We start from the raw sequence: 12625 nt of genomic DNA, 5'->3' as shown, positions 1-12625 counted from the left end.
TTTTAAGCTTTTCCAGGGCATATCATCAACTAAAAAACCCATACAGCACTTCTTTTTGAGAAGTCTGCATGGGGCCAAGCTTAATAGTAGAATTTATTTCACCTGCTTATATGAAGTGATCTCCAGGTCTTCGTCTACGGTGGCTTCGTACGTTTCCACTTTCGTTTTTCTGCCATCGTTGTTCAGCACATCGATTTTTACGTGCCACACGCCGTCCTTTTCTTCTGTAGAAGTAATACGCTTTGGTTCAGCTACATAGTTTTCGAAAAATGCATTGACGCTATCCATTACTTCGGTAAGCCGGGGGCCATTCTGTTTGGATTTTTTCTTTTTAGAAGGCGCCGGTTTTCCTTTGGAAGCAGAGCCGGCTGCGTTCCCTGCATTTTTTAATTGCGGCCTGCCTTCATTTTTAGAAACCATTCTTGCTTTTTTAGGCGTCTGTTCTTCATTTTTATTCTCTGAAGATGATCCTGACATGCCGGGAATTTTCGCTTTCGATTTTTCTGCGGTCTGCTTTACGCTGTCTTTGGCTTCCCCGGCTTTTTTTAGAGGCTTCTTCAACAAGGAAGCTGCTCCCCCGCTTTCATTTTCTTCCTCCGAAGCATTGGTTTCTTCCTTCGAATCTTCAGAAGACTCCTCCTCCCCGTCTTTCTTTTTAATCCCCTTTGTGATCATCGGGATAGCTCCTCCGATCAAACTTCCGGCTGCCATCAGCCCGTAGGTAACTTTATCTTTTTTATCAGTCATTATGTTTTCTCCTTTCTTTACTGCTCAACTCTGAATGACCCTGCCGAACCTTTATTTGTCGGCAAGGGCCTTGATAGACGAAGTACTTTTTCTGCTGTCGCTGCTTTTTGTGGCTTCTCGCCTCATTTCTTTTATCAAATCGTCCCATGAATTCTCCATAAAGTCATTTTTCACCTGCTGCTTGAGCTCTTCTTTGAGCTTTTTATGCATGTCGTTCTTCCATTCTGAAGCCAGGGTACGTGTAACTCCACGGACGAGGCTTTCATGTGCAGCTTTCGATAGGAAAGAAGAAGTTGCGGCACCTGATTCGTCTGCGTTGCTCTTACCTTCTTCATTTTCAGACTCGTTTTCGTTATTATTCTCATCAGACGTTTCTTGTGTCCCCTGATACGCTTCATTAACCTGTTTCATGATTTCCTTAATCATACCGTTTTTATCTTCTTTCGTTACCTGCAGTCCGCTGTCTGCCGCCAATTTTTTAACAGCCTGCTTATCCATCGAATACAGGTTAACCTCTTCTTCATTACCATCTTTATTCGAAATAATGACTCCGGCGTAATTTTCTTCATTTTTTTGACTTGTAGACGAGCCTTCTGCATTTTCTGCTTCCTCATGTTGAATCGTCAGCTTAAAGCCATCTGACTGATTTATAATTTCATCAATCATATCCTGTTTTCTGGTTGATTTAATTTTTAAGCCGCTGTCCTTTGCCAATGCTTTTATAGCTTTATTACTCAAAACGCGAAGATTTACTCTTTCTTCCACTCCTTCATTATCGACGATGACTACTGCCGATTGTTGGTATTCATCGGAAGCTGATTCCCGTACAGCCATCGGTTCTCCCTCATTTCCCGCCCGTTTCCGGATATTTTCCAAAAATTTCTTCATTTTTAAACTACTTTACCTTTTATACCCCTTAATCAAACTAATAAGTACAAAACTTTCTTTTATCCATATTTTTTGAAAACCTCCGCCAAATAAAACAGCGGGCTTTCTCCCGAAGAGAAAAGACAGCTGTCATTAAAAACGGATTTCAACTGCTGGAATAAGTGGGGACTGATGTTATTCCTCCTGTTCGTTTTGCTGATCACGTCGGCTCGTTTTTCTTTTGTTTGTACTCACTTTGGCCACAGAGACATAAAAATAAGCCCTTCAAGTTTAAAAAAACTCAAAGGACTTATTCAATTTAGTTTATGATTTTAAGAACAGCATTTATAAATAGACGTGTAATCCAGCAAAAACTTCTTCTGTTTCATTATACAGCTATCCGATAGTAATTAAGGTTTTCGCCATAAAGCTTCCTTTTTTCTATAAACCCTAATCGTTGTAATTTTCTAACTTTTTTACGTAAATAGCGTTCTGACATCTCTGTTTGCGCTGCAAGTTCAGCCTCCTGGCAGTGAAACCATCCGTTCTCCAAAAATCCAAAATAAGCCGTTTGCTCTTTAAATTCGTTTATGAGCGCACTGTATATTAACGCTTCTGCGTATCCAACCTCTCTTACAATTGCTGGATTAACACCCTCATGTAATGATTGTTGATATTCTCTATTTTCCAGCAAGAGCCACCCCTCTATTATTACCAGGTTATTTGATGAGACTGCTGCTTACGATTTTTCAGGATTAATTCCACTGGCTATGTTTTTCTCTAACGATTCTTTTTTCCTATCCTAGCGTATAAAAAAAACTTTGAAAACCATTACATTACAAAAATGTAACAGGAAATCTGCTTTTGTTTAAAATTGACTGGAGCCTTTGAATGTAGCTTTTTAAACCAGGCAAAGTCCTGTGCTTCAGCACGCCCTGCCTTATGATATAGTTATTTCATTACAGTCAGTACTGTTATCAAAAGGAGGGATCTCATTTGGAAAGATGTTCGTGGTCACAAAAAAATGAACGTATGCAGGAGTATCATGATAATGAATGGGGACGTCCGAATACAGATGACAGCTATTTATTTGAAATGCTAACGCTGGAAGGCGCTCAATCCGGACTCTCCTGGAACACGGTGCTTGCTAAACGGCACCATTACCAGGAAGCTTTTCAGCAATTTGATATTCAGAAGTGCGCCTCCATGGCAGCCGAAGACCTGGAGTATATTCGGCATCATTACGGCGTGATTAAACATTCTGCCAAATTAGCTTCTGTGCGAAGCAACGCTGCAAAAGTCCTGACAATCCAGGAAGAATACGGCAGCCTGTCTTCCTTCTTTTGGCGGTATGTTGATTTTAACCCAATTATTCATGAGCGGAAAGAAGAAACAGAGGTTCCATCTTATACAGAGCTGTCCTCTCAAATAAGCAGGGAATTGAAAAAACGGAAATTCAAATTTGTCGGACCGGTAACGGTGTATTCATTTATGCAGGCCATTGGTATGGTGGATGACCATGTTCGTACCTGTCCCTGCCACTCTAAAAATACTAATGCTTGATTTGGCAGTGTTTAAAGCCTCTGTCTTTCTTTGAAACAGACCTTTTGCACAATTAAAGTTCTCGTCCGGTTGTTAATACTTTTATTTTTACTTTTCACCGGGAACATGAAGTTTAGATTTCATTCGACAAATTATAAATTAATGTTCCAGAAAGAAGGTCAATTATTATGGAAGAAACAAAATACCGGGCAGTAATGCTTCAGGAGGACGGTACGGTAGTGGAACGGCATTATACCCGAAGACAGTTGTTTGAAGGAGGACAAAACGTAAACCTCCTTAACAGCCATTATCATGTGCTCCCTGACGTTTGGGCTGTGGGGTTTTATGAATTGCCGGAAGAAATTGAAGAGGTCTGGGCTGAAACAAAAGAAGCCTCTTTCCCTCTCCCAGCTATCTTTTTCAGCTATAACCCGCACACCCAGGCCATGGCTAATATGAGTGATAAACTGATCGAACAAACGAAAGCCGAAATACAGAAAGCCGAGCTCCGCAAAAGTAAATAGCGTTACAAAAGCAATGCCTTTTCTGTTAATGGAGGGCCATTGCTTTTTATTGTATACAGACGGCTCATTGAACTGGTTCCTGCAGGCTCATTCCGTTTTTCGCTGTCGTCTTCCTTATTTTTATTTCCGGTGTCAGGATAATTGTCCTGCTTGACTGTTTTTTGCCTTTAATCTGATCTACGAGCGTCTGGGTGACAACCTCTCCCATCTCCACGATTGGCTGGGAGATCGTGGTCAGCGGCGGGTGGCTTAAAACAGCAATGAACGTGTTATCAAATCCTACTACCGAGAAGTCCTCGGGCACTCTTTTTCCGCTTCCTCTAGCTCCCTGGATACTGCCTATAGCCAAAAAGTCTGTCAGGGCAAACGCCGCACTGACATCAACGTCTTTTTTTAGCACCTCTATTACAGCTTGTTCTGCCTGCTGGGTAGTCATCAGTTCTTCTATAATTTTAACATTCCTTTTAGGAGGAACCCCCGCTTCTTCAAACGCTGCATAAAAACCTCTCAAGCGATTCTGTTCACTTGAATTATTCAGGTCCCCAACCAGCAGAAGCACTTTTCGGTGGTTTAAATCAAGCAAATGCTGCGCAGCCAGGTAGCCTCCCCGAAAATCATCCACCAGTACCGTGCTGACAGTAAGGGATGGAATATCCCGCGATACCAGCACTACAGGAATGTTTTGGTGCATAAATTCTTTTAATGCTTCTATATTATGCATACCGGTGCCCAGAACAACACCATCCACCTTTTTTTGATTCAGCCACCATAGATACTGGACTTCTTTTTCAGGGTCGTTATCAGTGTTACATATAACCACGCTGTAGCCATTTGCGTGCCCTGTGTCTTCCACACTTCTCGCGAGCTCCGCGAAATAAGGGTTGGCGATATCAGGGATCACCAGTCCGATGGTATGTGTGTGCTTCCCGGTGAGCGCAGAGGCAACTATGCTCGGGTGGTATCCTACTTCCTCTATAATTTGCAATACGCGTTTTTTTGTTTTCTGTCCAACATCAGCCTTATCATTGATGACTTTTGACACCGTAGCAATCGAAACTCCTGCCCGTTCTGCCACATCATATATGGTTGGTTTCATTTTTCTCCTCTTTCTCCGCCTTTTTAACTTCCCTCTTTCCTGCACCGTTTATACTTATTAACGGCCTATTATAAACAAATATACAGTGGATGTTCAATTACTTAATTCTCATTATTTTTAATGTGAATCCTCTCTTTCGGTTACAAAAAGCCAGGAATCTTCTGAAGGTTCCCCGGCTTTTTGAACTGAATGTTTATAAAATACTTAATACTTCAATTATTTTATGAGGATCTAGCCTGCTTATCCGCTTTGGCCTGATCGCTTTTAGATTTTTTGTCAAACCAGATCTGCTCAATTTCTTCGAGTGATTTATTTTTCGTTTCAGGTACAAACTTCCAGATAAAGAAGAAAGCGAATGTACTGATTGCACCGTAAATCATAAACGAACCGACACCAAATGCTTCATTCAGTGGTGGGAAGGTTGTCGAAGCTGCCAGGTTTGCTCCCCAGAGAAGCGTTACAGCCAGAGACATTGCCTGCCCTCTGATTTTGTTTGGAAATATTTCTGAAAGCATTACCCAGGTAACAGCACCCCAGGTCATTTGGAAAAATGCTACAAACCCGAGAATGAACACGAGTGTCGCGATGCCGTAAATACCTGAGAAAAACAGCGTAGCTACGGTAAATAAGCAGATCGCACAACCTGCTGATCCTAATAGAAGAAGGAATTTCCTTCCGCTTCTGTCGATTAATCGAATCGCAATCAAGGACACGAGAACACCTATAATACCTACAAGTACAGTCTGAAGCATTGATGCGGACTGGCCGGCACCGAGACTTTCAAAAATTCGCGGAGCATAGTAGAGAATAATATTGATACCGATAAACTGCTGCAAAACGGCGAGAGTGAAACCAACAACGAGAACTAATTTACCGTAGTAGAACAAATTAACCTTCTGTGTTTGTGTATTTAATGATTCCTGGATGCTTGAAAGCGTCCGGCTTGCTGCATCCTTGGATCCATGCAGTTTTTCCAGTACATTGTATGCCTGGCTGTCTGCATTTTTGAGCGCGAGGTACCTCGGTGTTTCCGGAATAAACAGAAGCAGAAAGAAAAACAACGCGGCCGGCACGAGCTCGGAAGCAAACATAAGCCTCCAGCCAGTGTCATCGATCCATGCGCTTGACTGCCCCCGCACGATCCACCAGTTTACGATGTAAACTACTGTCTGGCCGAACACGACGGCCATGTTGTACAGTACAACAAGCTTCCCGCGTATATGCTGAGGACTCATTTCGCTAATGTAGACCGGAGCGATCGCAGAAGCAAGACCTACACCAATACCACCGAGAATACGGTACAGGTTAAATGTAATCAGTAAAGATAATGTCGGCTCCCCCCGGGTGAAAAAGAACAGCTCCGGATAAGCAGATCCCAGGGCAGATAAAGCAAACAAAGTCGCAGCAATAATCAGCGTATTCCGCCGGCCAATACTATTCGCAATGAAGCCGGATATTAAGGCCCCGATAATACAACCGGCAAGGGCGCTTGAAACGGTCAATCCATGAATAAGCGAACCTAATCCTAAACTATCCACGAGATACAGCTGCACCGATTGTTCTGCTCCGGCAATAACGGCCGTGTCATAGCCAAAGAGCAGCCCTCCCAGTGAAGCAACCAGTGCAACTGATACTATATAAAAACTTTGATTGTTTTTCATTTGAATTTAAGAAGGGAAAGGTCCTCCCTTCCTTCCTCCTTTCTTTCCTTAAGGGAAATAGGCTCAATATGAGTTTTTCGTGGTTTCGGGAAAGAAGTTTATCAACCAGCAGCCGTCAGATGAACATTGAACTTTTATTTGTATGAATTATCTGACCTTTATATAAACATTTTATCCAATGCCTCTTTTACATGCCGGTAAGACTGCTCTCCTAAGTGGTATTTTTCCATTTCCCAGTAGTCGGGCCGGAACAACTCCAAACCGACCATACGTATATGTCCCGTTCTCTGCACTCTGTTCCCGATCTCTTGTAAAGGAATTACTCCGAGACCCGGAAAAATTCGGTCTTTGTCTTCAAGCTCTTCTATTCGTGCATGTTCTGCATCGTTAATATGAAATACAAATATTTTTTCAGATGGCGTTTGTTCAATCGCATCCAGAGAAGAACCTCCGGTGTAAAAATGAAAAACGTCCAAAACGAGCCCGACATTTTCACGGTTTACTTTCTCCATAATTTCTCTGGCAGCTTCAAGGGTTTTTATCGAAAACTCCTGGATGCCTATGAATTCAAGTGCAATGTTCACCTGGTACTTTCCTGCAATATCGCTCATTTCCTGAAGCATTTGTACGCTGTCTTTTACGATTTCTTTATCTGAAATACCCGGGGGTCTCGGGCTCGGGACAGCAATGACGTAGGACGAACCAGCAGCGCTTGCGATTTGACACCATTTTTCTGTGTCTTTTAATACCAGTTCCCTCTCCTCCCCCTGCTTCAGGTTAAAGAATTCGATGGCGTTGATGGCATCCGCCTTCACGGATGATTGCTCGAACAGGTTTTTCAGGTCATCGAGTGTATGATCCTTTAAAAAGCTCTCGAGCTTGTACGTCCTAAGCTCTACTACGTCATACCCTGCATGCTCTGCAACAAGGATATCTTCTTCCAAGGTACACTGATCGGTTGTAGAGCCGTTTAATCCATACAGCATCTCTTCCTCCTCCTTCCTTTTTACAGTACGTACACTTTGTCCTGATACTGTTCCTGCATATTGATACGCTCTCCATTATTCATATAGGAACGGGTCGCTGCGAGCGCTACCTGCATATTGATTTTGGAATCCACTGAAGTTACCCGCGGGCTTTCTTCCCCCTTGACACATTTAATAAATTGTTCGAGCTCCTGCACGTATGCTTCGCGGAATCTCATCTGAAAGTTAGGTACAATCTCGTGATTGCTTCCTGTGCTGCTCTGAACAGTGACATCGCTATTACGGAGGGAACCGACAAAGATGGCGCCTTCTGTTCCGATAATTTCGGCCCGGATATCGTGTCCATACGGCGAGTTCCGACTTGCTTCCACATCACCCGCTCCGCCGTTTTCAAACTCGAGGTACGTAATGGCCTGGTCGACGTCGTTGTACTCTTCCATGAATGGATTCATTAAAATCCGTCCGTGACCGGAGACCGAAGAAATTTCGGAGCTCATTAAATACCGTGCGATGTCGTAATCGTGAATAGAGCAATCCAGAAAGATACCGCCGCTGTTTTTAATGAAGGATGCCGGCGGTGACCCGCTGTCGCGTGTGAAGCCTTTAAAATAAATCGGCTTTCCGATCTCTCCGGCATCAATACGCTGCTTGGCATCAAAGTATCCCGGGTCGTACCTTCGCATAAAGCCTACCTGGCAGATGACGTCCGCTTTCTTTACCACTTCAATGACTTCATCCGCTTCTTCGATGGTGGAGGTGAGCGGTTTTTCCACAAATATTTGCTTCCCTTGTGATGCCGCCTTTTTAATCATCTCTGCATGCGTGCTCGTTGGTGTAACGATCACTACCGCATCAATATCCGGATTCTGGAAAACCTCCTCCGGGTCCGCTGTCCATGCCGGTACCCCAAGCTGCTCTGCAGCCCGTTCTGCATGCTCAGCGATCGGGTCGCAAATCAAAATAAGCTCTGCTCCCTTTACTTTATTCATCATATTGCTTGCGTGAAACATCCCCAGTCTTCCAAGACCTAAAACCGCTACCCGTATATCCTGCTGTGCCATGGCACACCCTCCTTTAATTGATTTCAACACTATCTGGTTTATAAATTTCAGAAATGGCCGTCCATCCCCGTTTGTTTACGGAGCGTTCGACAGCCTCCAGGATCGCCTGGTTCCTCACTCCGTCTTCAAAGTTCGGTGCTGCGCTCGTTTGATTCCCAATATTGTCCATCAGAGAAGCAATCAAATTGACGAAGGTGTGCTCGTACCCGAGAATATGGGCAGCCGGCCAATAATTCCCGGCAAAGGGATGCTCTGCTTCCGTGCAGTTAATCGTTTTGAATCCCTGCAGTCCCGGTTCGTCTTCTTCAAAGTAAACCTCCAGGTTATTCATGTTTTCCATATCCCAGCGGATGGATCCTTTTTCCCCGTTAATTTCGAAGCGATTGCCCGCACGGTTGCCGCGGCTGAACCGGGAGGCTTCAAATGTGCCCATCGCCCCGTTCTGGAAAGTGGCCAGAAAGGCAGAAGCGTCATCGACCGTCACTTCGCCCCACTCGCCTTCCCGGATCTCCGTCTGGAGATTGTGCACGGTGTCACCGAGCGGGCGCTCTTTGACAAAGGTCTTCATCATTCCCGCTACTTCGTCAAATTCACCCACGAGAAATCTGGCAAGGTCAATGATATGGGCGCCGAGATCACCAAGCGTTCCCGATCCCGACATATTTTTCTGCATGCGCCAGGTGAGCGGGTAGTTTGGATCCATCAGCCAGTCCTGCAGAAACGTTGCCCGGATGTGATAGATATGCCCCAGTTTTCCACTGTCAATCAGCTGTTTGGCAAACTGAACCGCTGGAGCAAACCTGTAATTGTGACAAAGCATATGAGTCACATTGTTTTTTTTCACTGCATCACGCATGCGGACCGCTTCTTCCACCGACAAAGCCAGCGGCTTTTCACACAGCACGTGCTTTCCGGCTTCCGCTGCCGCGATGGCAATTTCACTGTGGGTATCATTTGGGGTTACAATATCAACTAGGTCAATGTCTTTTCGTTCAATGAGGGCTTGCCAATCTGTGGCGTGATTGGCCCATCCCATCTTTTCAGCGGTCGGCCCTACTCTCGAGGCGTCCCTCCCGATGATCGTGTCGAGTTTTGGCGTTACCGGGCTGTCAAAATAGAAGGGAACGTCTCGGTAAGCATGGCTGTGGGCTCTCCCCATCATCTTGTAACCAACCATTCCGACATTAATTGTTTTCTTTTCTTCTTCCATTGTCTCTCCACCTCCATATATTCTTTCTGTGCAGGGAGCAGCATATTTTCAATGCAAAAGCTCCCCGTAAATTTACTTAAGCGCTTAAGTAAATATTAAAAAATTTATACTTTTTTTAATGCTTTCACCCGGCTCGAAAAGTCTATTTCCTCACCCGTTCTGGCGCTTTCATAAATGGCATTGATAAGCATCGTTAATTGATACGCATCATCCACATCTACCGGTGGAGCCGTTTTATTGACGAGCGCGTCGATGAACAGTCTGTCTTCTTCGATATAGCCACCCTTTTCATAAAACGGAACCTGTGTGTAATCCTCGGCTATCATTTGCTGTTCCAGCCCGGGTGACAAACGCACCGTCTCTAGCTCTACTGTCGTAGCAGTAGAATATTTGCCGTAAATTTCAATAGTTTCAAATGGGAAGCTCCAGCCAGAATGAGCAGAAGAGACAAGCGTGGCAATACCACCGTTCTCAAACGTTACCAGCACTGCAAAATCATCAAATTCATTATCAGAAATGTTTTGTCTTGCCTCGCACCGAATAGTTTTCACCGGACCGAAAAAGTAAGGAAGAAGGTCAATTTGATGAATTGTCGTTTCATACAGGAATCCACCTGTTTTATTTGAGTCTGCTGTCCATGCAGGCTTTAACAGTTCCCCCCGGTTGAGCTTAAACTGCCCTAGATGAGGGTTAAGTGCCCCTTCTTCAATCCATTCCTTTACTTTTTTATGAGTATTCGCGTACCGGCGGTTCATCCCTAGATTGTAGACACCCTTTGACCCTTTCGCTGCCTTGCGGATTCTTTCCGCACCTTCTTCGGTCACAGCCATCGGTTTTTCACTAAACACATTCAGCCCTTCTTCGAGGCATTTAATGACGGGTTCCACGTGCGTGGTATTCGGTGTTGTCACATAAACAGTGTCGACGCCTAAGCCGATCAATTCATCCAGAGTTTCCACCGGCTGTACATTTCCCTCCAGGGATTCCGCTAATTTTCTGGCATTATCCAGTACAATGTCGGCAACTCCTATAATCTCCACCCGCTCGTCCTCCTGCAGAATAGATCCGTGTACAGAAGCAATGAAACCTGACCCTAAAAAACCCACTTTGATTTTTTTCATGTGTAGACCTCCCAAAATTGAGTAAGCGCTTTCGTAATATAAACTCATTGTAATTAATACGTTTCTATATGTAAACCCTTTCAAATATATTTTTAATCTTCCATACTCCTGTGTACTTTTAATTGTACTAATCAATAGTATTATTTACTTTATTGAAATTTCCTTTTTTAAGTATATAGGCATTTACTGAATTAAAATTATACGTCCGATAAAAAAATCCTCAGTATTAGATGGCCATGATTTTATTAAGTATTACTCTCCCAACGCTTTTTGTTTTATTTTTATTAAATGCAAAGCTGTTGTCTCTCCCAAATTATGTATATATTATGCCAATTTCCACATAGCTAAAATTAAGACCTTAGATATGAGTAATATATCATTAAACGGGAAAACAATTTAATAAATAAAGATTTTTATAGTTTTCAAAAATTTTGTTATAAAGCGGGTTTTGCATTTCAACCGTACCGCTATTCAACCCTGGTTATTTATATTTAAAATAAAAGTTTTTTTATGATTGAAATGCTGCAGGCCCGGAGAAAGGAGCAGCATTTATGAAATACGAAATGAAACATGCTGTGTATGAAGAAATGGCAGAGCACCTTGACCAGAACGGACTTTCAAGCGTGGAAGATTTTGTTCAGCAGGCAGCAGAGAATTTTGAGATGGCGCTGCTACTTCCTTTTTATATGTACTATTACCATCCGTACGAATGGCAGAATTATTCCTTATTTGCTGACGACCCTTTACCAAAAACACTGAACTGCGCCGCTTATACTGCACTTGATGCTCCTGCACTTAATGTAGACCCAAAAATCAAGCGTTTCTTTTACGGCACGTACTGTATTACTTCCTCGCCGCCGGATGACCAGACAATCCTTTTCCTGGAGGAATGGACAATGCATTTATTCCGGAAATACTGGCATCTTTACCAAAAAACCTTGTTTTTTGGTAACCATGTAGAAGTTTTAGATAATCAGACGTCCCTTTGGATTCCAAAGAATACTCAGTGGTAACAGCTCCCTTTTCAAATTGCGAAATAGTTTGGGAGTCCCCAAGGAGGGATTATTCTATGACTCCGCTGATTATCGGCTACACCATTCAGGGAACGGAAATTATTGTAGGAACCCCTGCAAGTTTAGCATGGTTTGCAGACGAGCCCTGTGTTGCTATGTACAGGGATATAGAAGCACTGTTTCGTACTCTGCATCCATTTGCTGTCAAAGGAGTGGCCATTCATTTTCTCCCTGACGTGCAATCGTTAAAAACTGCCTGGGAGGTTTATGATATCAGTGCTTCTTCGTACCGTTCCGCCTATCAATGATTGTATTTTTAAAGGAAAAACAGACTCTAACACCAACGAGTCTGTTTTTCTAATGAACAGCACGGAATACCTGTTTTCTACTTTCTCCCTTTTCTAAGCTGTATTATCTTTCTGCTCCAGTTTCCTCCCTCCCTTTACAAAATCTTAACAATTCCTTTATTTACACTACAGGCTATCATGCTTTAAAACTGTAGAGGGTATTGCAGTAATCTGTGTTAGATAGACATCAAGGGGAGGAATCATTGTTTTGGATATTCAAACGCTGATATTTACGTTTCTCGGCGGCCTGGGGATTTTCCTGTTCGGGATCAAGTACATGGGCGACGGCCTGCAGAAGATCGCGGGCGACAAGCTGAGGGACCTGCTCGATAAATTTACGACCAACCCGTTCATGGGCGTGCTGGTCGGGATTATCGTCACCATCCTGATCCAGACGAGCACCGGCACCACCGTGCTCGTCGTCGGCCTGGTCAGCGCCGGGTTCATGAC

The 12625-nt window shown here is 43.7% G+C and carries 14 protein-coding genes; 5 read left to right on the top strand and 9 right to left on the bottom strand.

Annotated features, from left to right (window positions below; translation table 11 throughout):
• Positions 1–93: 93 nt before the first annotated feature.
• From ACTRXF_RS13060 to ACTRXF_RS13050, 3 genes are all read right to left on the bottom strand, one after another.
• Positions 94–747 carry a hypothetical protein gene (locus ACTRXF_RS13060; protein ID WP_474279404.1) on the bottom strand — a complete coding sequence of 218 codons (654 nt, stop codon included), beginning with the start codon at positions 745–747 and terminating at the stop codon, positions 94–96.
• A 51-nt stretch (positions 748–798) separates the two neighbouring features.
• Positions 799–1635 (bottom strand): hypothetical protein, encoded by an 837-nt coding sequence (locus ACTRXF_RS13055; RefSeq protein ID WP_474279402.1) that lies wholly within the window; start codon positions 1633–1635, stop codon positions 799–801.
• 367 nt (positions 1636–2002) lie between these two features.
• A complete protein-coding gene (locus tag ACTRXF_RS13050; RefSeq protein WP_474279399.1) occupies positions 2003–2308 on the bottom strand; it encodes a hypothetical protein in 306 nt (101 codons plus the stop codon).
• Positions 2309–2610: 302 nt separating this feature from the next.
• Between ACTRXF_RS13050 and ACTRXF_RS13045 the strand changes: the two genes are divergently transcribed.
• Positions 2611–3177, top strand: a complete 567-nt coding sequence (locus tag ACTRXF_RS13045; RefSeq protein WP_474279397.1) for a DNA-3-methyladenine glycosylase I — start codon at positions 2611–2613, stop codon at positions 3175–3177.
• 167 nt (positions 3178–3344) lie between these two features.
• Positions 3345–3680 carry a hypothetical protein gene (locus tag ACTRXF_RS13040; RefSeq protein WP_474279394.1) on the top strand — a complete coding sequence of 112 codons (336 nt, stop codon included), beginning with the start codon at positions 3345–3347 and terminating at the stop codon, positions 3678–3680.
• A 64-nt stretch (positions 3681–3744) separates the two neighbouring features.
• On the opposite strand, the gene ACTRXF_RS13035 is transcribed toward ACTRXF_RS13040, so the two are convergent.
• The 6 genes from ACTRXF_RS13035 to ACTRXF_RS13010 form a co-directional block, all read right to left on the bottom strand.
• Positions 3745–4776, bottom strand: coding sequence for a LacI family DNA-binding transcriptional regulator (locus ACTRXF_RS13035; RefSeq protein WP_474279392.1), 1032 nt, complete (start codon positions 4774–4776; stop codon positions 3745–3747).
• A gap of 221 nt (positions 4777–4997) precedes the next feature.
• A complete protein-coding gene (locus ACTRXF_RS13030) occupies positions 4998–6437 on the bottom strand; it encodes a sugar porter family MFS transporter (RefSeq protein WP_474279390.1) in 1440 nt (479 codons plus the stop codon).
• Positions 6438–6595: 158 nt separating this feature from the next.
• Entirely contained in the window at positions 6596–7423 is an 828-nt protein-coding gene (locus tag ACTRXF_RS13025) for a sugar phosphate isomerase/epimerase family protein (RefSeq protein ID WP_474279388.1), read from the bottom strand.
• A gap of 20 nt (positions 7424–7443) precedes the next feature.
• Positions 7444–8484: an inositol 2-dehydrogenase gene (iolG, locus tag ACTRXF_RS13020; RefSeq protein WP_474279386.1), complete on the bottom strand. Its 1041-nt coding sequence runs from the start codon at positions 8482–8484 to the stop codon at positions 7444–7446.
• 13 nt (positions 8485–8497) lie between these two features.
• A complete protein-coding gene (locus tag ACTRXF_RS13015) occupies positions 8498–9694 on the bottom strand; it encodes a Gfo/Idh/MocA family protein (RefSeq protein WP_474279384.1) in 1197 nt (398 codons plus the stop codon).
• A gap of 104 nt (positions 9695–9798) precedes the next feature.
• Positions 9799–10815 (bottom strand): Gfo/Idh/MocA family protein, encoded by a 1017-nt coding sequence (locus tag ACTRXF_RS13010; RefSeq protein WP_474279382.1) that lies wholly within the window; start codon positions 10813–10815, stop codon positions 9799–9801.
• A gap of 551 nt (positions 10816–11366) precedes the next feature.
• Here ACTRXF_RS13010 and ACTRXF_RS13005 point away from each other — a divergent pair.
• From ACTRXF_RS13005 to ACTRXF_RS12995, 3 genes are all read left to right on the top strand, one after another.
• Positions 11367–11828 (top strand): hypothetical protein, encoded by a 462-nt coding sequence (locus ACTRXF_RS13005; RefSeq protein WP_474279380.1) that lies wholly within the window; start codon positions 11367–11369, stop codon positions 11826–11828.
• A gap of 56 nt (positions 11829–11884) precedes the next feature.
• A complete protein-coding gene (locus ACTRXF_RS13000) occupies positions 11885–12136 on the top strand; it encodes a hypothetical protein (RefSeq protein ID WP_474279378.1) in 252 nt (83 codons plus the stop codon).
• Between the two features lie 241 nt (positions 12137–12377).
• A partial coding sequence (locus ACTRXF_RS12995; protein WP_474279495.1) for a Na/Pi symporter occupies positions 12378–12625 on the top strand: 248 nt, incomplete at its 3' end.

This window comes from Marinococcus sp. LNHM3E3-2.2, assembly GCF_056034385.1.
Note: the sequence above shows the minus strand (reverse complement) of the source record. Positions and strands in the feature narration are given on the sequence as shown.